The sequence below is a fragment of the Ruegeria sp. AH12 genome (assembly GCF_056541465.1).
The window spans coordinates 108,250-127,255 of sequence record NZ_JBQFYL010000003.1 but is presented as its reverse complement, the minus strand read 5'-3'; the positions used below and the strand labels follow the sequence as shown (position 1 = coordinate 127,255).

19 protein-coding genes are annotated in these 19,006 nt (G+C 57.1%); 6 read left to right on the top strand and 13 right to left on the bottom strand.

The annotated features are described in order from the left end of the window. The first annotated feature begins 3 nt into the window (after positions 1-3). Positions 4-1,311 (top strand): xylose isomerase, encoded by a 1,308-nt coding sequence (gene xylA, locus ACR0EL_RS07340; RefSeq protein ID WP_480499111.1) that lies wholly within the window; start codon positions 4-6, stop codon positions 1,309-1,311. An 84-nt stretch (positions 1,312-1,395) separates the two neighbouring features. Here the strand turns inward: xylA and ACR0EL_RS07335 are convergent, their stop codons facing one another. The 7 genes from ACR0EL_RS07335 to ACR0EL_RS07305 all read right to left on the bottom strand — a co-directional run bounded on the left by ACR0EL_RS07335 (position 1,396) and on the right by ACR0EL_RS07305 (position 7,993). Then, entirely contained in the window at positions 1,396-1,884 is a 489-nt protein-coding gene (locus ACR0EL_RS07335) for a GNAT family N-acetyltransferase (protein WP_480499110.1), read from the bottom strand. 78 nt (positions 1,885-1,962) lie between these two features. Then, a complete protein-coding gene (locus ACR0EL_RS07330) occupies positions 1,963-2,958 on the bottom strand; it encodes an ABC transporter ATP-binding protein (protein ID WP_353009975.1) in 996 nt (331 codons plus the stop codon). Continuing rightward, a complete protein-coding gene (locus tag ACR0EL_RS07325; protein ID WP_480499109.1) occupies positions 2,955-3,989 on the bottom strand; it encodes a Gfo/Idh/MocA family protein in 1,035 nt (344 codons plus the stop codon). The genes ACR0EL_RS07330 and ACR0EL_RS07325 overlap by 4 nt, the downstream gene beginning before the upstream one ends. Continuing rightward, positions 3,986-4,825: a carbohydrate ABC transporter permease gene (locus tag ACR0EL_RS07320; protein ID WP_353009981.1), complete on the bottom strand. Its 840-nt coding sequence runs from the start codon at positions 4,823-4,825 to the stop codon at positions 3,986-3,988. Before ACR0EL_RS07320 ends, ACR0EL_RS07325 begins: the two co-directional genes overlap by 4 nt. A gap of 10 nt (positions 4,826-4,835) precedes the next feature. Then, positions 4,836-5,750 (bottom strand): carbohydrate ABC transporter permease, encoded by a 915-nt coding sequence (locus ACR0EL_RS07315; RefSeq protein WP_039534942.1) that lies wholly within the window; start codon positions 5,748-5,750, stop codon positions 4,836-4,838. 69 nt (positions 5,751-5,819) lie between these two features. After that, a complete protein-coding gene (locus tag ACR0EL_RS07310; RefSeq protein WP_480499108.1) occupies positions 5,820-7,073 on the bottom strand; it encodes an ABC transporter substrate-binding protein in 1,254 nt (417 codons plus the stop codon). Further along, positions 7,070-7,993 carry an N-acetylmuramic acid 6-phosphate etherase gene (locus ACR0EL_RS07305; protein ID WP_480499107.1) on the bottom strand — a complete coding sequence of 308 codons (924 nt, stop codon included), beginning with the start codon at positions 7,991-7,993 and terminating at the stop codon, positions 7,070-7,072. The genes ACR0EL_RS07310 and ACR0EL_RS07305 overlap by 4 nt, the downstream gene beginning before the upstream one ends. Before the next feature lie 160 nt (positions 7,994-8,153). Here ACR0EL_RS07305 and ACR0EL_RS07300 point away from each other — a divergent pair, with 160 nt between their 5' ends. From ACR0EL_RS07300 to nagA, 4 genes are read left to right on the top strand one after another with little or no spacing between them, the layout of a single operon-like run. Beyond that, positions 8,154-9,041 (top strand): glucosamine kinase nucleotide-binding domain-containing protein, encoded by an 888-nt coding sequence (locus ACR0EL_RS07300; protein WP_480499106.1) that lies wholly within the window; start codon positions 8,154-8,156, stop codon positions 9,039-9,041. Then, on the top strand, positions 9,028-9,783 hold the full coding sequence (locus ACR0EL_RS07295) for a GntR family transcriptional regulator (RefSeq protein ID WP_353009993.1): 756 nt from the start codon (positions 9,028-9,030) through the stop codon (positions 9,781-9,783). Before ACR0EL_RS07300 ends, ACR0EL_RS07295 begins: the two co-directional genes overlap by 14 nt. A gap of 12 nt (positions 9,784-9,795) precedes the next feature. Beyond that, positions 9,796-10,824: an SIS domain-containing protein gene (locus ACR0EL_RS07290; protein ID WP_480499105.1), complete on the top strand. Its 1,029-nt coding sequence runs from the start codon at positions 9,796-9,798 to the stop codon at positions 10,822-10,824. Beyond that, positions 10,821-11,951: an N-acetylglucosamine-6-phosphate deacetylase gene (gene nagA, locus ACR0EL_RS07285; protein WP_480499104.1), complete on the top strand. Its 1,131-nt coding sequence runs from the start codon at positions 10,821-10,823 to the stop codon at positions 11,949-11,951. The genes ACR0EL_RS07290 and nagA overlap by 4 nt, the downstream gene beginning before the upstream one ends. 42 nt (positions 11,952-11,993) lie before the next feature. Here nagA and ACR0EL_RS07280 read toward each other — a convergent pair whose 3' ends face one another. The 5 genes from ACR0EL_RS07280 to ACR0EL_RS07260 form a co-directional block, all read right to left on the bottom strand. After that, positions 11,994-12,818 (bottom strand): metallophosphoesterase, encoded by an 825-nt coding sequence (locus ACR0EL_RS07280; protein ID WP_480499103.1) that lies wholly within the window; start codon positions 12,816-12,818, stop codon positions 11,994-11,996. Between the two features lie 70 nt (positions 12,819-12,888). Then, entirely contained in the window at positions 12,889-14,148 is a 1,260-nt protein-coding gene (locus ACR0EL_RS07275; protein WP_480499102.1) for an extracellular solute-binding protein, read from the bottom strand. A gap of 102 nt (positions 14,149-14,250) precedes the next feature. Beyond that, a complete protein-coding gene (locus tag ACR0EL_RS07270) occupies positions 14,251-15,186 on the bottom strand; it encodes a carbohydrate ABC transporter permease (RefSeq protein ID WP_480499101.1) in 936 nt (311 codons plus the stop codon). Beyond that, positions 15,179-16,099 carry a carbohydrate ABC transporter permease gene (locus ACR0EL_RS07265; RefSeq protein ID WP_480499100.1) on the bottom strand — a complete coding sequence of 307 codons (921 nt, stop codon included), beginning with the start codon at positions 16,097-16,099 and terminating at the stop codon, positions 15,179-15,181. The genes ACR0EL_RS07270 and ACR0EL_RS07265 overlap by 8 nt, the downstream gene beginning before the upstream one ends. Beyond that, complete coding sequence (locus tag ACR0EL_RS07260; RefSeq protein ID WP_480499099.1) at positions 16,099-17,220, bottom strand: ABC transporter ATP-binding protein; 1,122 nt, start codon at positions 17,218-17,220, stop codon at positions 16,099-16,101. The genes ACR0EL_RS07265 and ACR0EL_RS07260 overlap by 1 nt, the downstream gene beginning before the upstream one ends. A gap of 78 nt (positions 17,221-17,298) precedes the next feature. On the opposite strand from ACR0EL_RS07260, the gene ACR0EL_RS07255 reads away from it, so the two are divergent. Beyond that, positions 17,299-18,192: a LysR family transcriptional regulator gene (locus ACR0EL_RS07255; protein ID WP_480499098.1), complete on the top strand. Its 894-nt coding sequence runs from the start codon at positions 17,299-17,301 to the stop codon at positions 18,190-18,192. Here the strand turns inward: ACR0EL_RS07255 and ACR0EL_RS07250 are convergent. Beyond that, positions 18,183-19,001 (bottom strand): sulfotransferase domain-containing protein, encoded by an 819-nt coding sequence (locus ACR0EL_RS07250; RefSeq protein ID WP_480499097.1) that lies wholly within the window; start codon positions 18,999-19,001, stop codon positions 18,183-18,185. The genes ACR0EL_RS07255 and ACR0EL_RS07250 overlap by 10 nt on opposite strands. Between the last annotated feature and the right edge of the window lie 5 nt (positions 19,002-19,006).

The following is a 19,006-nucleotide window of genomic DNA, read 5'->3' as shown; positions in this document are numbered from 1 at the left end:
GATATGACGAGCGGCTTCTTCGACGGGATCGGGCCGGTAGAGTTCGAAGGTGTAGACAGCACAAACCCGCTGGCCTTCCGTCACTACAATCCGGACGAGATCTTGATGGGCAAGCGGATGGAAGACCATCTTCGCTTTGCCGTCGCCTGGTGGCATTCATTTGCTTGGGAAGGTGGCGATCCTTTTGGAAGCGCTACCTTCACACGACCCTGGCACCCGCAGGACGATATGGGCCGAGCCCGCCTGAAAGCGGACATCGCATTTGAGATGTTTGATATCCTTGGTCAGCCCTATTTCTGCTGGCACGATGCAGATATCCGGCCCGAGCAGGGGAATTTCGCCGATAATCTGAGAACGCTTGAAGAGATCACAGACTATATCGGTGAAAAGATGCAGGTGTCTGGCACCAAGCTGCTGTGGGGGACAGCCAATATGTTCAGTCACCGGCGCTGGATGTCGGGGGCAAGCACGAACCCTGATCCTGAGGTGTTTGCCTTTGCCGCGGCCACGGTTAAATCCTGCATCGACGCAACCCACAAACTGGGCGGAGAGAACTATGTGCTGTGGGGGGGACGCGAAGGGTATGAAACCCTGCTGAACACCGACATGGGTACCGAGCTGGACCATATGGGCCGGTTCCTGAACATGGTGGTCGAGTATAAGCACAAGATCGGGTTCAAAGGTGCGATCCTTGTCGAGCCCAAACCTCAAGAGCCCTCAAAACATCAGTATGATTATGATGCGGCCACCTGCATCGGGTTCCTCAGGAAATATGGTCTCGAAGATGAGGTGAAGCTCAACCTTGAACAGGGTCATGCCATTCTGGCCGATCACAGTTTCGAGCATGAAATTGCGGTTGCTGCGGCAGAAGGGATGTTGGGGTCCATCGATATGAACCGGAATGACTACCAGTCGGGCTGGGACACGGATCAGTTCCCCAACAACACACCCGAGGTGGCGCTGGCCTATTACTACATTCTGAAATCTGGTGGATTCACTACAGGCGGCACGAATTTCGACGCAAAGATTCGGCGTCAATCCATCGATGCCGAGGACCTCATAGTTGCACATATTGGGGGAATGGACATCTGCGCCCGTGGCCTGAAAGCCGCCGCTGCGATGATCGAAGATGGCGGGTTAGAGGCCGCCTTGTCCGACAGGTATGCGGGTTGGAACACACCTGAGGCCCAAACCATGCTGACCAGCAATTTGGATGACATCGCCGCGCGTGTCCTGTCCGATGGCATCAACCCGGCCCCAAGGTCGGGTCGTCAGGAAAAGCTGGAAAACTACGTCAATCGGTTCGTTTGATAGCAACTCGTATTGCGTGAGGCGGCTGCCAAAGCCGTCTCGCGTATGCGACCCGCCGCCGCTGATCGAAACTAAAACAAACGTCTATCGCGCCGCCACCATAGGCAGGATCAAACCCCACCGGGTTTCTCGGGCGGGCCCGAGCGCCTTAAACCCAAGCTTCTTGTAGACAGCTATTGCCCTTACATTCTCCGGGTGCGGATCGGTGCCAATCACAGGTACACCAGCCTGAAACAGAGCTTGCATCCTTGCGCCAATGAACCGCGTTCCGTGCCCAAGTCCCACCATGTCGGATGGGCCGATGAATTGGTCAATCCCTCTCGATCCGTGGGGAAGATCAATGAAGTGATGGTCCGGCCAACCGTGCACCGTGTAGTCTTGTATATAAGCAAAAGGCTTTGCATCGATGGATACGATCCACTTATCTACCCTGACATCGGTCAGCTCCACCGCGCTATTGGGCTCATCACTGCCCCACCATTCCTGAACGTGCGGATTTGACCGCCACTGCTTGAGCAGGGGCAGATCATCCATGGTCACTTGACGGAAACTGTAGCTATGCGGCCCGCTCATAGCACGAGTCTAGCAGAAACTGTTATCGGGTGCAGTCCGTTGCGGATCTCTGATCGCCAACAGCGGACCGGGCTGCTCTTAGCCCAATCGCGCGCCTTCCGCGTCAAAGCGATAAACCCGACCGGGTTCATATCCGAAGCGGATCGTTTGGCCCGCGCCGACCTGATGCTGGCCGAACAGGCGCGCGGTGATCTGGTGGTCTTGCATCATCGCGATGACATTGGTGTCGCCGCCCAAATGCTCGACATGGGTGACATCTGCGGTCACCGGGCCGTCATCTGACAAGAAAAGATCCTCAGGCCGGATACCCGTTGTCACATCCGCGCCCTCGCCAATCAGACTGGCTGGGAAGAAGTTCATCGAAGGCGCGCCAAGGAAACCGGCGACAAATTGGTTTGCCGGGTTGTTGTACAGTTCCATCGGGCTGCCAATCTGTTCAACACGCCCGTCGCGCAGGACTACGATTTTGTCTGCCAGCGTCATCGCCTCGGTCTGGTCATGGGTGACATAGATCATCGAGGCATCAAGCTGTTGGTGCAGGTTCGCGATTTCCAGCCGCGTATTCATACGCAGTGCTGCGTCCAGATTGGACAAAGGTTCGTCGAACAGGAACAGCTTGGGTTCACGCACGATGGCGCGACCGATCGCGACGCGTTGGCGCTGGCCGCCAGACAGTTCTGACGGGTAGCGGTCGATATAGGGTTCAAGGTTGAGCATCTTGCTGGCTTTGGAGACACGCTCCTCGATGACCTGCTTGCTCTGGCCTTCTTGTTTCAGAGCCAGCGACATGTTTTTGCGCACATTCAGGTGGGGGTACAGCGCGTAGCTTTGGAACACCATCGCGATGCCGCGTTTCGAAGGTGGGGTTAGGTTCATCAGCTCTCCGCCGATGCGGACCTCACCCGAGGTTACATCCTCCAGCCCCGCGATCACGCGCAGCAGCGTGGATTTACCACAGCCCGATGGGCCGACGAAAACGACAAATTCGCCGTCTTCCACTTCAATGTTAATATCTTTCAAGACCTCAACAGTGCCGAAGGACTTGTTCACGTTTGTAAGCGTCAGGGCGGTCATGGGCGTGCCTCTTTCAGCGAAATAGGTTGGCCGGTGCGGATGCTTTCATCTGCTGCCAGGCAGATAGCCAGCGACTGCACGGCGTCGTTCATGTGGCGGGTCAGGTCGATGTCTTCAGCAATGGCGCGCAGCATATAGGCTTGCTCGGCGTCGCAGAGTTCCTGATGGCCGGGTTCATCCGGCATCTCAATTGTTTTGTCGCCCTCGGGGCGATGGACCAATAAGCCACCGACCTTGGTGTGACCGTCTATATCGGCCGATGCGCCCTTATTGCCATCGGTGATCGAGACCGATCCGTTGGGCGACACGATGTCTTTCACGAAGAACGCGGTCTCAGACATCATCGGGCCCCAACCGGCCTCGTACCAGCCGACTGAGCCGTCCTCGAAGATCACCTGAAACTGGCCGTAGTTATACATATCCTCGGCGATCTCATTGCTCAGGCGCAAGCCCATGCCATGCACGCGGACGGGATCGGAGCCAGTGATCTGGCACATCACATCGACATAGTGCACGCCACAATCGACGATGGGTGAGGTGGTCTGCATCAGGGCCTTGTGCGTCTCCCACTCGGCACCTGACGACTGTTGGTTCAGGTTCAGACGGAACACATAGGGCCCGCCAAGGTCGCGTGCCTCGGAGATCAAGCACATCCACGACGGGTGGTGACGCAGGATATAGCCGACGACCAGTTTGCGTTTGGTTTCAATGGCTTTCGCGACGACGCGTTTGGCATCAGCCACAGTGGTCGCCAGCGGTTTTTCAACAAAGACATGTGCGCCGGCTTCCATTGCTGCGCAGGCAAAATCGGCATGGCTATCAGAATAAGTGGCGACAACCACCATATCTGGGTTTGTATCGGCCAGAGCAGCTTGAAAATCCGAATAGGCGGGATAACTCGCAAGATCGGGGTGGTCCACGCGACCGGACCGGTTCACCAGACCCACGATCTGTGCGTCCGGGTGATTGTGATGGGCCAGCGCGTGGCTGAGGCCCATATTGCCGAGACCGACGACCAGAACCCGGGTCATTTGACGGCTCCGGACGTGATGCCCCGGATCAGCTGGCGCGAGAAGATGACATAGAGCACCAGCACCGGCAGGATCGCCATGGACAGCGCCGACAGAACCGCGTTCCAGTCCGTGACGAATTGACCGATGAAAACCTGGCTGCCCAGGGTCAGGGTCTTGGTTTCCTCAGCCGGGGCGAGGATCAACGGGAACCACAGGTCGTTCCATATGGGGATCATGTTGAACACAGCCACGGTCGCCATGGCGGGGCGAACCAGCGGCAAGACTAGCCGGAAGAAGATGGTGTATTCCGACAGCCCGTCCACGCGACCGGCGTTTTTCAAGTCGTCTGAGACTTGCCGCATGAACTCGGACAGGATGAATACGGCCAAAGGCAGACCCTGTGCGGTATAGACAAGGATCAACGCCCAAAGGGTGTTCACCAACCCGGTTGCGACCATCATCTCGAGGATAGCAACGGTACCAATACGGATCGGGATCATGATCCCAAGCGCCAGGTACAGCCCCATCAGCGTGTTGCCCTTGAACTTGTACTCGCTCAACGCAAAGGCGGCCATGGCGCCGAACAGCAAGACAAAGGCCAGCGAAACCACGGTCACGATCAGAGAATTCTGGAAATAAAGGAAGAAATCCCCTTGTTTCATCACCGTCTGGTAGCCGATCAGCGAGAAGCTTTCGGCATCGGGCAGGGCGAGTGGCTCGCGGAAAATCGAGCGTCGGGTTTTGAAGCTGTTGATGATGATCACAAAGACCGGGAAGAGGGCGATCAACGTGTAGAGGATCAGCGCCCCGTGCATGGCGACCGTGTTCAGCGGGTTATGGCGTGCTTTGTTCATCCGTTCGCCCTCACAGCTGATACCGGCGCATCCGGGTCTGGATGCCGAAGAGGTAGATGCAGACCCCCACAAGGATGATCGCGAACATGGCCCCAGCGATGGCCGATCCCATATGCGGGTCGCCCAGTTGCAGTTGGAAGCCAAAGAAGGTGCGGTACATGAAGGTACCAAGGATATCGGTCGAGAAATCCGGCCCCGCCAACGCGCCTTGCGAGACGTAGATCAGGTCGAAGGCGTTGAAATTGCCCACAAATGTCAGGATCGAAATGATCCCGATCGAGGGGATGATCAGTGGCAGTTTGATCTTCCAGAAGGCCGAGGCTCCGGTGATGCCGTCGATTTCTCCGGCCTCGAGGATTTCTTCGGGGATCGAAAGCAGGGCGGCATAGATCAGCATCATCGGGATGCCAACGAATTGCCAGACTGAGACCAGCGCCAGCGTGGTCAGGGCGTATTCTTCCTTGCCAAGCCATGGCGCAAACAGCGATTTCAGGCCAACCGCGTCCAGCATCGAAGGCGCGATGCCCCAGAGTGGCGATAGGATCAGTTTCCAGGCAAAGCCCACGATCACAAAGCTGAGGATCGTCGGGATGAAAATCGCAGACCGGTAGAGCGCCGCAAACCGCAGGCGGGGATGCGAAAGTAGTGCAGCCAGAGCGATACCGATGGGGTTCTGAACCAGCATGTGGATCAGGAAGAACCAGAAGTTGTTGCCCAAAGCGTTCCAGAACTGCTCGGACCAGATCGGATCGAAGAACAACGTGCGGAAATTCTGCAGGCCCACGTAGATACGTGTCTGATCCACCTCGGTGAACAGTGCGAGGCGCAGCGTGTTGAACAAGGGGAAGATCATCACCGCCGTGTAAACCAGCACCGCAGGGGCGAGGAAAACGGCAATGTGCCAGCGTATGCGGCGGGTTTGCATGGGACTCTCCGGGGAAAAAGGTCCGGACGCGACGCTGGCCGCGTCCGGTTTGAGTGAGTGGCTTAGAGCTTACTGGTGCGGTGCATACCAGCTGGCCAAACCGTCCTGCAGTTTTTGGCCGAGCGCTTCTGGTGTCTCAGCACCTTTGATGGCGGCAACAGACGCGCCCCAGGTCTCATTTTCCAAGTTCGGCGTGCCGCGTGACAGAATCTGGTAGGTCGAACGGATCGTGCTTTCACACTCTTCACGCCAACCGACAATTTCCTTGGCCAGCGGATCTTCCAACTCGACCGGAGTGTTGGAGAGCGGGAAGAAGCCGGGCAGGGCGTTTCCGAAGATACTTGCAAACTCAGGGCTTGCGACCCAGGCCAGGAATGTGCGGGCCGCTTCCGGGTTTTCGCTGGCGGCATTCATGCCGATTCCGATATCGGTGTGATCCGAGATATAGCAAGTGTCGCCCGCGTTCTGGACCGGCGGCTTGAAGGCGCCCATTTCGAAATCGGCCTGCGTGTTGAAGCCCGAGATTTCCCAGCTGCCCGCAGGATAGACCGCTGCACGACCCAGCGTGAACAGGTTCTGGCTGTCGGGATAGGTTTGTGCTTCGTACCCGTCTCCCAGATAGTCGGCCCACTTGGCCAGCGTCGCATAGGGGGCAACCCACTGGGCATCAGTCAGTTTCTGATCACCCTTGATCAGAGCAAGACGGCCTTCTTCACCTTTCCAGTAGTTCGGGCCGATGTTGTTATAGCCCATGGTGGCGGCTTCCCACTGGTCATTGGTGCCCATGGCCATCGGGATATAGGTGCCGTCTTCCTTGATCTTGTCCAATGCGGCAAAGAACTCGGCCTCGGTGGTCGGGACTTCGATACCCAGCTCATTAAACGCGTCTTTGTTGTAGATGAAGCCGTGGATCACAGAAGCCATTGGAACGCAGAAGCTGGCCGAGCCATCGTCGGTCTGCCATGCAGATTTGGCGACGTCTGAGAAATTGCTCATCGCATCCAGATCAGACAGATCGCTCAGATGGCCTGATTCATAAAGGGCCAGCGACGCATCGAACGGGCGGCAGGTGATCAGATCACCGGCAGAGCCTGCTTCAAGCTTCGAGTTCAGAACAGCGTTGTATTCCGCGGGGGCCGACGGGGAAAACACGACTTTGATGCCGGGATTGGCGGCTTCAAACGCGGGGATGATCTTTTCCTGCCACAGGGCAAGGTCGTCGTTGCGCCAGCTTTCGATCGTGATCGTTGCATCCTGCGCATAGGCGCCACTTGCGACAAGCGCGGTGCTCATCAAGGCAAGGCTTAGGACATTACGTTTCATTTGGTCTCTCCCAGGTTTGTAGTTTCGTTGTTTTGCTTCAGCCGGTTCATGGCAGGGCGCAAATGGCCCGCTGTCTCTGTCAGCAGCGCCTCGGCCGCTTCGACGGATAAGGCGCCGGCAGCAACGAGTGCGGCGCTTTTCAGCGCGCCATCGGTGGATCCGAGCGCCGCATCGGCGCGTTCGGCCGTCACGCCTGTCAACTGGCAGACGATCCCGTTGGCTCGTGCGCGCAACTTGTCATTGTCTGCACGCAGATTGATCATCATACCGTCCTGAATGTGTCCAAGCTCCACAGCCATCAGTGTCGACAACATGTTCAGCGCGATTTTCTGCGCGGTTCCCGCTCCCATTCGGGTTGAGCCGGAGATCAATTCGGGCGGCGTCGGCAACAACACGGCATGATCCGCCAGTTGCAGCAATAGTGATCCCGAATTGTTGGCAATCCCGATGACAGGAACGCCTTTCGCCTGCGCCATCTTGGCAGCAGCTATCGTATAAGGCGTCGTTCCGCTGGCCGAAACCGCAATCAGAGTGTCATCCGTGTGCAGGTCAGCCAGTTCATACTCCAGCGTATCCGCCGCGTCTTCCACGTCGCCCGGCATTTCAGCTGTAGTTGGCAGGCCGCCTGCCATATGAATGGCAATCTGTTTAGTCGGGATTGAGAATGTGCCCCCCAGTTCCAATGCATCTGATGCGGCCATGAGGCCGGAAGATCCCGCTGCCAGGTAGCGAAGCTTCCCGCCTGACCGGATGGAATTAGCCATCGCCTGTGCGCCGCCGCACAATGAGGCCAAGGCCTCCAGCGGAGCCTTCGCCGCCGATGCCTGCGAAGTTGCCAGCAGGTTTGCCACCTCGATCAGCGGACGGGTATCCAGCCCGTGTGCATCCTGATGCAGTTGTTCCGTTACTGGCGTGTTCACGTGATTCTCCCCCAAGAGTTCCCATGATCATACCTTTTAAATACCATTAGTCTACCATTTATTTTTGCGCTCTGATTCTGATGCTGAATTGAGCATATATCAAGCATTTGGTCATAATTGGGACTTTGATTCTGATCATAGGTATTATATAGGTCTCTATATGACTCGATCTTCGAAACCACTGATTCTGGCTGTAGACGGGGGCGGTACACGCTGCCGACTTGTGCTTTCTGACGGAGAGACGCGCCATAAGGTCGAGGTTGGCGCAGCAAATGTGTCCACTGACTTTGACTCCGCCTGTCGCGAATTGCAGCGGGGACTAGAGGCCCTGATATCTCAGTCTGGCCGCTCCGTTGATGACATCATGCACGCGCCAACCTATCTGGGTCTGGCAGGGATCACGGGGGACGCAATCGCGCAAAATTTGGCGTCGGCTTTGCCTTGCCGCCACGTGCGTATCGAAGATGACCGCGGGGCCGCCTTGCGTGGGGCGCTAGGTCCGGCAGACGGGTTTGTTGCGCATTGCGGAACGGGGTCGTTCATCGCGACTCAACAGGCTGGCACGGTCCGGTTGGCCGGAGGGTGGGGGCCGGTGCTGGGTGATCAGGCCTCGGCGCAATGGATCGGCAAACGTGCGCTGTCCAAGGCTTTGGATCATGTCGATGGGGTAATCGCATCTTCGCAGTTGGCGCAGGATTTACTATCTCACCACGGCGGCGCACCTGGATTGGTCAAAGCAGCGGCTCAGATGACGCCAACCGAATTCGGCGCAATCGCCCCTCAGGTGACGGAACTGGCCAGCCATAAGGATGCGCTTGCAGTCACGCTTTTGCAGGACGGCGCCGATTATCTGGCAGGCATGATGAGAACGATGGGCTGGTGCCCAGGCCTACCAGTTTGCCTGACCGGAGGCATCGGGCCGCACTATGCACCCTATCTGCCGCAAGACATGCAAGCTGCGCTGACCCAGCCTTTGGGCGACCCATTGTCTGGCGCTTTGGCTTTGGCGCGTGCCTTTCAGGAGGAGATCGAACATGAATGTAGCTGATTTCCTGCGACCTGACGGATGGCTGGGCCAAAGCGCAGGCCCGCGCTATGTGCAGCTACGCCAACGGTTGGAACAAGGGATTCAGGACGGTGTCCTGCCGCCTAACAGTTCACTTCCACCCGAACGAGAGATTGCGGAACTGACCGACCTGTCACGCGTGACCGTGCGCAAGGCCATTCAGGAACTGGTCCGCAAAGGTGCGGTGGAACAGCGGCAAGGTTCGGGCTCATTCGTGCGCGAACCCGTTGCGCGGGTCGAACAGTCGCTGTCTCATCTGACTTCGTTTACCGAAGATATGGAGAGACGGGGCCTCAAGACCACCTCAACTTGGCTGGAACGCGGGATTTTCCTGCCCTCACCCGAAGAGATGATGGCGCTGGGTCTGTCGACCAACGAACAGGTTGCCCGCATCCATCGCCTGCGTGCAGCAGGGGGGCGGCCAATGGCGCTCGAGCGCGCGGCACTGCCGTTGGACATCCTTCCAAATCCGACCGAGGTGACCGGATCGCTCTATGCTGTTCTCGAACAAACCGGGTTTCGACCGGTGCGCGCGATCCAGAAGATCTCGGCCATCAACCTCGAAGCGCCCGAGGCCGAGCTGCTGGATGTTGCCGAAGGCACCGCCGGGCTTCGGATTCAACGCACCTCTTATCTGGAAAGCGGGCGGGTCGCTGAATTGACCCGTTCAATCTATCGCGGTGACGCCTACGACTTTGTAGCCGAATTGCGCTTGTCTAATTGAAAGCCTGGGACCATGTCTGATAAAACCACTCAAATGCGTCTGGAAATCAACGAGATACCCGACGCTGTTGACCGCCTACTGACTGAAGGCGCAAGCCGGATTGCACAATCGGCTGACGAAATCCGGGCCCGTGATCCACGGTTCCTGATCTCAGTCGCGCGGGGGTCTTCGGATCACGCCTGTAGCTATCTGAAATACGCCTCCGAGCTGCTGTTGGGCTTGCCCATGGCCTCGGTCGGGCCATCGGTCAAATCGATCTATGGCGTCGATATGCGTTGCGAGGATGCGGTTTGCATTTCGGTCTCACAATCGGGGCAAAGCCCCGACATCGTGCAACTTACACAATCTGTGACGTCCGGCGGTGCCTATTCGGTAGCGATTACCAATAACACGGCCTCGGCCCTGGCTGAAGTCTCGACCGCGACGCTGCCGATCCATGCGGGCCCCGAGCTGAGTGTGGCGGCAACCAAGACATTCGTCACTTCTTTGGTCGCAGGCCTGTGGCTTATCGCGCAGGTGAAACGCGACGAGCCATTGTTGCGCGCTATTCGCGGCCTGCCGGACAGCCTGTCTGCGGCGATTGCATGTGATTGGAGCGCGGTAGCTGATGCGGTGGATGGCAGTTCGCTGTTTACACTGGGGCGCGGCCTGTCGCTGGCAATCTCAAACGAAGCCGCTTTGAAATTCAAAGAAACCTGCCAGATCCACGCTGAAAGCTATTCGGCGGCCGAGGTTTTGCACGGCCCGGTTTCCATCGTCGATCAGGGCTTTCCGGTGCTGGCCTTGTCCTCAGGTGATGCGGCTGAGTCCAACCTGGCCGAGGTTGCAGATAAGCTTGCCGCTAAAGGGGCGGACGTTTTTGCCACTACCAGCCGCGTAAAGCAAGCAACGGTGCTACCGCATGTCAGAACTTCGCATTGGATTACTGACCCGATCCCCACAATCGCGTCTTTCTATGGAATGGTTGAAAGCGTGGCAACCCGACGCGGGGTTGACCCCGATATGCCACGCCACCTGAAGAAAGTGACGGAAACGGTATGACCGACGCTTCGATCACCTTTGCAGGCGGTCCGATCTTTGACGGAAGCGACCTGCATGTCGGTTACGCTGCGCGGTTCCGAAACGGTGTGTTGGACGCATTGATCCCCGAGGCGCAGGCCACCGGCGACCAGGTCGAGGATTTGGCTGGGCGCATCCTCGGCCCCGGTTATGTGGATTTGCAGGTCAATGGTGGTGACGGTGTTATGTTCAACGACGATCCATCCGTTGACACACTCAGCCGGATCGCAAAGGCGCATCGTGGATTGGGCGCGACCCGCATCCTGCCCACCCTGATCACGGATACACCCCAGAAAACCCGAGCTGCGATTGATGCGGCGATCAAGGCCGTTCAGGCGGGTGTGCCGGGTATTGCTGGCCTGCATTTGGAAGGCCCGCACCTGTCGGAACGGCGCAAAGGGGCGCATGACGCAGCCCTGATCCGCCCGATGGAGCAGACTGATCTTGAGGGCATTGTTTGTGCGGCAAGGCATTTACCCGCTTTGATGGTTACAGTTGCCCCCGAAACGACAACGCCCGAACAGGTCAAGGCACTGGCGCAGGCTGGCGTGATTGTCTCGCTCGGCCATAGCGATGCATCCTTCGACACCTGTTTGGCTTACGCCGAAGCAGGCGCGCGCTGTGTTACGCATCTGTTCAACGCCATGAGCCAACTTGGCAACCGAGAGCCGGGCTTGGTCGGTGCCGCCCTGGCCAGCGGGACGATGTCAGCGGGGCTAATTGCGGATGGTGTGCATGTTCATCCCGAAACCATGCGCGCCGCCTGGGCTGCCAAGCAGGGGCCGGGCTGCATTTTTCTTGTCAGCGATGCGATGGCTGTCGCAGGTACAGATTTGACAGAATTCCAATTGGAAAGCCGCCCGATCCAGCGCAGAGAAGGCAGGCTGACCTTGCAGGATGGAACTCTGGCCGGGGCCGACCTGTGTCTGACGCAAGCGGTGAAGGTTCTAACCGAACAGGTCGATATCCCATTGCCGCAGGCTTTGGCCGCAGCCACCAGCATTCCGCATCAGTTCATTGCGAAGCAGGGCGACGGGATGTCGATGGACCTATCACACATGATCCTGATCGCGCCGGATTTGTCGGCGGCCCAGCCGGTTCTGGCCTGATCGACCCTTTCAGGGATCGATCGCCGACTGACTATCAGCCTGTTACCGCACCATCGTGAGCTTATTCCAATCGGCATAATCGGGGGTGCCTTCGCCCTTGATCTCACCCGCGTATCCGAACTCAACCATGTGGGTCATCGTCGTGGTCTCGGTTGCAAAGATCACCGCGTAGCTTTCCGGCAGATCCGAAGACGACAGAAAACGCGTTGCCGAGAAATCAGCCCATCCGGCGTGATTTGTGCCTCGGGGGGCCGAGAAAGGCACACCCAGCAGGGACCCCGTCAGCGGCAAATGGCAATGCCCATGGAATATGTGCCGGATTTTGGCCTTATGCGGCGCGATCGTTTCAGCAAACAAATCTGCATCCAGCAACATGATCTCATCCATCGGCGCAACTTCGATTGGAACCGGGTTGTGATGCATGAAAATCCAGACCGGACCTGGCAAGGTTACCAACTGACGAGAGAGCCAATCCGCGCGTTTCGCGCAGAAATGACCTGCATGCGTGTTCGGGCCCCAGGTGTCCAGAAGCACCGCGTGACCCAGGCTCAGCGGGACAATGCGATGCACAAATCCGCCTTCACCTTCCAGTTCCGGGAAACAACGCAGAAAGGTCGAGCGGTCATCGTGGTTGCCGATCAACAGCTCGACCGGAAGTGGGATGCTTCCTATCCGTTCCTTGAGCAAGGCATAATCAGCGGCTTCGCCCCAATCGGACAGATCACCCGTGATAAACAGCGCCTCGGCGTCACTGTGGCTTTGCATCGCGTGATCCAGCGCTTTGTTCAGATTGGCCAATGGATCGCGGCCGCTGATGGTATCGCCCGGCGTTGTCAGGTGGATATCGGTGAATTGAAGCAGCTTCATAGACGGCGCCTTTTAAGTAATATTGTAAGAAGAAGTGGCCCGCGCCAGCCTATGGCGCGGGCCTTGAGTTTTAGGACCCGGAGGGCAGCAGATCCTGCACTTCTTCGGTCAGGTCTTGCTGCAACTCTTCCATGTCATCATATTCGCCGGTCACGATGCCTTCGATCCCGTCATAGATGACCTGCGTCGCGGCCAAACCATTGTCGCCCGGATAGGCCTGCCATTCACGCAGCAGGGGCAGCTGACGTACAGCTGTCGCCTTGGCCGGGTTCTCGGCGTAGAAATCGGCCAGAATGATCTCATTGGCGGCCTGGTTCGGAGGCATATAGCCCGTGGTCCGGGCCACGTCGGCAGCGCCTTCACCCGACGTGATGAACTTCAGCCATTTCCAGGCGGCTTCCAGTTCTGCCGGGTCCTCAGACGTTGACACCAGCAGCGCCGAGTTTCCGCCCGCAGGCAGACCCATCGGTCCTTCTGCTGTAAAGCCCGGATATTCGTGCGTCACCAAGGTGAAATCACCCATCGCGCGCTCAACTGCGCCAACGGCGGATGTGGACCAGTACATCATGCCAATCTCACCGGCCGAGAACGAGGCCAACGCGCCTTTCCATTCCAGGTTCTGCATTTCGCAGCCCTGAAACAGATCTTTCATCGTGTTCAATGCTTGCAGACCTTCGGGCTCGTCCAGAGTGAAGTCGGTCCCCATAACGGTCGGTTTGTCCTGGCTCCACATCAGGGCTTGCAGGAACCAGTTGCCGGTGATGTTCCAGCCCCAGAACATGGGGTTTTCGACACCGGCTTCTTTCAGGCGGCCACAGGCTTCGATCACTTCGGCCCAGGTCGTGGGCAGGTTGGTTTCATCATAGCCAGCCTTGGCCATGGTCTCCATGTTGTAGTAGCCAACCGGCAGCGAGATCGAGAAGGGCAGGCCGTAGACATCTTCGTTGAAAGTGCCAAGGTTCAGCATCGCCTTGTGATAGCCGTCTTTGGCAAAATCGGCCTCTTTCGCGATGAAAGGCTCCAGCGATTTTGCGATGCCTTTTTCCACCAGGATCGCCTGACGGTTCAAGCCCTGCATGGTCACGTCTGGCAGCGTGCCGGCAACGGCTTCGCGCAGGATAGTGTTAGTGCCGTCTTCATAGCTTTCATAGGTAGCCCGCATCTTAATTTCGATATTCGGGTTCTCAGCATAGAATTTTGGCAGGATTTTTTCGTAAGTTACGTCAAAGAGATGGCTATAGGGATAGGCGAACTCGACGACAATTTTATCTTCGGCGGTGGCTGCCCCTGCAGCAAGTACCAAAGCCATTGCAGTTGTGAGGGTTTTCATTACTCTCTCCAGTTGAACTGAGGGGTCTGACGGTTTGGCGATTGGCAGCCCCTGGTGGATATCCCGATTTGGGATGTCGTGGTGGGGCGGGAATTTCCCGCCCTACTTCATTCCGGATAGTGTTATCCCTTCGATAAAGCGGCGCTGCGCCAGCAGGAAAACAACGATCAGCGGGGTTACGATAATGCAGGCCGTGGCCATCATCGGGCCGAAGTTGTCACCATCCGCATCCCCCTTGAATTCTCGCAGGCCCAGCGGTGGCGTGAACAGCTCGCGATTGCCGGTGATCACGATGCGTGGCCAGAAATAATCATTCCAATGCGCTACAACTGAAAAGATGCCAAAGGCCAACAGGGCCGGGATGGCCGTGGGCAGCATGACGTTCCACACGATGGAGTATTCGCTCATCCCGTCCATCCGCGCGGCATCGATCAGATCGTCGGGGACGGTCATAAAGAACTGACGCATCAGGAAAATCCCGAAGACCGAGATGGTCCAGGGCACGATCAGCGCCGCATAGGTGTTCGTCAGACCCACCTTGGCCAGCATGATGTACAGCGGCAAGGCGATTGCGTGCACAGGGATCAGAAGGCAGAACAGCACCAGCGCAAACACCGCCTCGCGCCCCCAGAACCGTAGCTTGGCCAGCGCATAAGCGCAGGGCAGAGCGACGATCACCTGGATCAGAAAGATCGACAGGGTTACAAAGATCCCATTGGCCAAATAGCGCAGCAAAGGCGCTTTGGCGAAGGCGGTTGTGTAATTGTAGACGGTGGGATTGACCATGCAATCCGCCGCGGCATTGCCGAGCTTGACGCAGAAATCATCCCGGAACGGTTGCTGGCTACCGAAGAAACCACCAAGGTTCTGCATGATCTCATGCGGCGCTTTGAACGAGTAGCTGACCATCACGTAGAAGGGCAGCAAGACAACGATTGCACCCAGGATCAGGATGACATGTTTGATCGTCTCGGCGGTGGAAAACCGAAACCCGATCTCGGGTAAGGCGGTGGCGAGGGTGGAAGTTGTATCAGACATAATGGGTCCTCCGGTCCACCAGCCAGCGCTGCACCAGCGTCAGGAACATGACAAAGGCCAGGAATACGACGGTGATGGCAGCACCGATCCCCATCAGGTTCTGCTGGATCGCCTTTTCGTAGATCGCAAACATCATCACATAGACCGATTTCGACGGTCCGCCGCCTTGCGGATAGAATGCCTCGACCGTGTCAAAGACCTGAAAGGATCGGATGAATGAAATCGTGACGACAAACACGGTTGTCGGACCCAGCATCGGCCAGGTCACCAGTCGGAAACGCTCCCACCCGGTGGGTGCGCCATCCATTTCGGCTGCATCATAAAGCGAGGGCGGGATCGAGCTGAGCCCGGCCAGATACAAGACCATGTTGAAGCCGAAACCCTGCCAAACGCCGATGAACGCAACCGTCCAGATCGCATAGTCCCGATCAGTCAACCAAAGCGGGAAGGTCTTGGCGCAGCCTTGCGCGTACCAGCCCCAGGCCTCAAGCCACGTGCCGCATCCTTTTTCCAGCGTTGCATTCACAATGCCAATGGTCGGGTGCAGGGCAAATTCCCACACGATCGCCATAGCGATCAGCGCAGCCATGACCGGTAGAAAATAGATCGTCTTATAGAGGTTCCCAAAGCGGGTGAGCGAATGGATCAGGAGGGCTGCACCCAATCCTAGCAGGACCGTCAGTGGTACGACAACAAAGACGTATCGGAACGTAGCCCCGAACATTTTTTCATAGCTACGCCGGGTGAAAATTTTCTCGAAATTCTCCCATCCGACATAATCCATGCCCGCATTGCCCAACGAATAATTGGTAAAGCTCAGCACACCCGCGATGCCGATTGGTACAATCAGGATAACGATCATCAAGATCAGTGCGGGGGCTATGAACCAAAGATAAGCGCGCGAACCGGGCATCAGGCGACCTCGAGCATTGTCTGCTCGGGCAGTCGTGCACCGCTGCCGTCAAACATCATGATTTTGTCCCGGATCGCAGAAAACCGGAGGGTTTGCCCAATCTCAGCGCGCGTGTCCGGGGTGGCCCGCACCACGATCTTTTGCTCTAGCCCGTTGACACAAAGGTGGATGAACAGATCGGAGCCTAAGTTTTCCTGATGGGTCACGACCCCATAGAACGCGCCTGAGGGATCAATGCTCAGGTGCTCAGGCCGGATACCCAATGTGACGGGACCTGCCTGGGCGTTGGTGCCCAACAAACTGACATCCAGTGCCCGTAATGCACCGGCACCGTCAATCTCGGCGGGCATGGTGTTGATTGCGGGTGATCCGACAAAGCGGGCAACGGCCAATGATTGTGGATTGCGGTAGATATCATCTGGTTTGCCAAGCTGCAGAATATGACCATCCATCATGACGGCCATCCGATCCGACATGGTCAGCGCCTCGGCCTGATCATGGGTGACATAGACAAAGGTTGTTTTCAGACGGCGGTGCAGATCAGACAGTTCCGCCCGCATATGAACCCGCAAGGCTGCGTCCAGATTGGACAGTGGTTCATCCATCAAAAAGGCAACCGGATTGCGCACCATGGCCCGCCCCAAAGCCGCGCGCTGACGTTGACCACCCGACAACTGGCCCGGTTTGCGATCCAACAGGTTTTGGATCTGCAAAGTCTCAGCCGTTTCATTGACCTTGGTCCGAAGCCCGCGGTAAACCGAGCGGGCAATCAAGGGACCCAGCACAGGCAATCGCCCGGCCGTCCCGATGTCCCGCAGCTTGAGCGGGGTCATCATGTTTTCCGCAACCGTCAAATGCGGGTAGAGCGCATAAGACTGGAACACCATCGCCAGATTACGGCTGGCCGGGCGCATCCGGGTTACGTCCTGCCCGTCAATCATCACCTGACCCGCTGTTGGAGCCTCGAGCCCCGCAAGGATGCGGAGCAAGGTGGATTTACCGCAGCCGGACGGTCCCACAAGGGTCAGGAACTCACCCTCTTCGATTTCGAGATCGACACCCTTAAGCACAGGTGTTTGCCCGAATGTTTTCTGAATACCTTGAAGGCTTATTTGACCCATAGCGCGGTTACCCCAACTGACCGCGCGCAGCTTAAGAAGTTCATGTCTCGATTCTGTGACGACATATAAGTGTTGCTTATGCAGGCTAAACTGCGCGGCGTCATGAACATAAATCCGTATCAGTTCAAAGCCTTCGCCTATGTTGTGCGAGAAGGCAGCCTGACCAACGCGGCACGCGCGTTGGGTGTGTCGCAATCCGCTGTTTCACAGCATATTGCCAAGCTTGAGGCACATGTGGGTGCACGTCTGCTGGTGCGGGCTCGCGATGGGATCGAGTTAACCGCAACAGGGCAAGAGTTCTTTGATCTCGCCGACAGGTTTGCGACGCTGCACACGATCATAGAAGAAAAGGTTCAGGGCTTTTCGGAACTGGAACGCGGCCATCTGAAGATAATCGCAAACGCTCCGCAACCAGCATTGGATCTGATCGCCCGCTTCGCCGACACATACCCCAATGTCGATATCGACTTTGCGCTATGCGATTGGAGCAGCGCCATTGAGTTGCTACAGAAACGCAAGGTGGATTTTGGCGTCATCACCGAACCTACAATCAGCACGGAGTGGTATCTTCAACCGCTCTGCACATCTCGCTTTGTGCTATATGTAAGGGAAACGCATGACTGGTCGCGGCGCAAAGTGCTAAGCCTCACCCAGATCGTGGATGAAACGCTTTTGTTACCAGAAAGCGGATCGCTAACGCAAAGGGTCGTAACCAGGGCGTTGGACAAACTGCAACTGGCACCGCGCCGGATTGTCAAAACCACCACATTTCCGGTGATGAAAGAGGCGATCATGGCCGGATTGGGCGTTGGCATCTTTCTGGAAAACAGCGCAGGGTCCGAGGCCGGGCTGACTCAGGTCCCGATCCGGGAGTTAGAGAAGTACTACGAAACCAGTCTGGTCGTGCCACGTCATAGAATGGATTTGAAACTGGTGCGAAGTTTCTGTCAGGTTTCCGAAGATCAGCCTTGACCATTTTCAAGCCAAAACCGGTCTTCCCGGTTCAGGTGTTCGTCCATGATGGCGTCGTAAGCGGCAAGTTCCTGATCTGACAGTTGGCCATGCCATTTACCGCTGGAACCGCTGTGAAAAAACTCTGTATCTGACTTGAAGAAGCCTTTTCCCCCGCTGGGGGCATACCGTTCGGCATTCTCTTTCATATGGTCGAATGTCGCGGCCGCGATGAGCTGTTGCATCACCGAGTTTGAATGTGGCGTATTCAGAAGTTCCGAAAGCCGCGCGAACACACCTGCCAAATCTCGTTTCATATCAGAATAGTGAAACAAAGAGACATTTGGCCGACCAGACATGGCCTTTGCCGCTTTGTAGTGTTGCAGGATATGCGCAAGCGGCATGGCGTCCGCATCGAACCCTTCGGCACCACCATCCAGAAACCGGCGGAATGTGATACCGTCGTCATCATGTTCAGGATACCAGTGATCGAACCACGGTATGGGAATGTTCCGAATGTGATTCCGGAATGAAAAATGCGCGTCCAGCGGATGCCGGAACACGCAGATATAATGTGCGTGATCATCCAGCGGCAGACCATCTAGCGGAGTATGGCTTTTCATACTGCGGCGGCAGGTCATTGCCTCAAGCCGTGCGGCAATCTCGGGCATTTCGCGCAGGCGGATGTCGACCCAAGGCATCTTGACCGACAGCTCTGTTTCGACCACGGAATCGCCCGAAAGCAACAAGGCCACAATGGTCTGCATCCAGGTTGTGCCGCATTTCGGGGGTGTCACAACAAACACATCATCAGGTCGAATATTGACCATATCCC

Bases quoted from the DNA above. Each gene is read 5' to 3' on its own strand.
- ACR0EL_RS07315 (WP_039534942.1), bottom strand. From the start codon at position 5,750: ATGCAAACCCGCCGCATACGCTGGCACATTGCCGTTTTCCTCGCCCCT.
- ACR0EL_RS07330 (WP_353009975.1), bottom strand. From the start codon at position 2,958: ATGACCGCCCTGACGCTTACAAACGTGAACAAGTCCTTCGGCACTGTT.
- ACR0EL_RS07320 (WP_353009981.1), bottom strand. From the start codon at position 4,825: ATGAACAAAGCACGCCATAACCCGCTGAACACGGTCGCCATGCACGGG.
- ACR0EL_RS07260 (WP_480499099.1), bottom strand. From the start codon at position 17,220: ATGGGTCAAATAAGCCTTCAAGGTATTCAGAAAACATTCGGGCAAACA.
- ACR0EL_RS07265 (WP_480499100.1), bottom strand. From the start codon at position 16,099: ATGCCCGGTTCGCGCGCTTATCTTTGGTTCATAGCCCCCGCACTGATC.
- ACR0EL_RS07270 (WP_480499101.1), bottom strand. From the start codon at position 15,186: ATGTCTGATACAACTTCCACCCTCGCCACCGCCTTACCCGAGATCGGG.
- ACR0EL_RS07295 (WP_353009993.1), top strand. From the start codon at position 9,028: ATGAATGTAGCTGATTTCCTGCGACCTGACGGATGGCTGGGCCAAAGC.
- ACR0EL_RS07280 (WP_480499103.1), bottom strand. From the start codon at position 12,818: ATGAAGCTGCTTCAATTCACCGATATCCACCTGACAACGCCGGGCGAT.
- ACR0EL_RS07255 (WP_480499098.1), top strand. From the start codon at position 17,299: ATGCAGGCTAAACTGCGCGGCGTCATGAACATAAATCCGTATCAGTTC.
- ACR0EL_RS07275 (WP_480499102.1), bottom strand. From the start codon at position 14,148: ATGAAAACCCTCACAACTGCAATGGCTTTGGTACTTGCTGCAGGGGCA.
- ACR0EL_RS07290 (WP_480499105.1), top strand. From the start codon at position 9,796: ATGTCTGATAAAACCACTCAAATGCGTCTGGAAATCAACGAGATACCC.
- ACR0EL_RS07300 (WP_480499106.1), top strand. From the start codon at position 8,154: ATGACTCGATCTTCGAAACCACTGATTCTGGCTGTAGACGGGGGCGGT.
- ACR0EL_RS07335 (WP_480499110.1), bottom strand. From the start codon at position 1,884: ATGAGCGGGCCGCATAGCTACAGTTTCCGTCAAGTGACCATGGATGAT.
- ACR0EL_RS07310 (WP_480499108.1), bottom strand. From the start codon at position 7,073: ATGAAACGTAATGTCCTAAGCCTTGCCTTGATGAGCACCGCGCTTGTC.
- ACR0EL_RS07250 (WP_480499097.1), bottom strand. From the start codon at position 19,001: ATGGTCAATATTCGACCTGATGATGTGTTTGTTGTGACACCCCCGAAA.
- ACR0EL_RS07325 (WP_480499109.1), bottom strand. From the start codon at position 3,989: ATGACCCGGGTTCTGGTCGTCGGTCTCGGCAATATGGGCCTCAGCCAC.
- xylA (WP_480499111.1), top strand. From the start codon at position 4: ATGACGAGCGGCTTCTTCGACGGGATCGGGCCGGTAGAGTTCGAAGGT.
- nagA (WP_480499104.1), top strand. From the start codon at position 10,821: ATGACCGACGCTTCGATCACCTTTGCAGGCGGTCCGATCTTTGACGGA.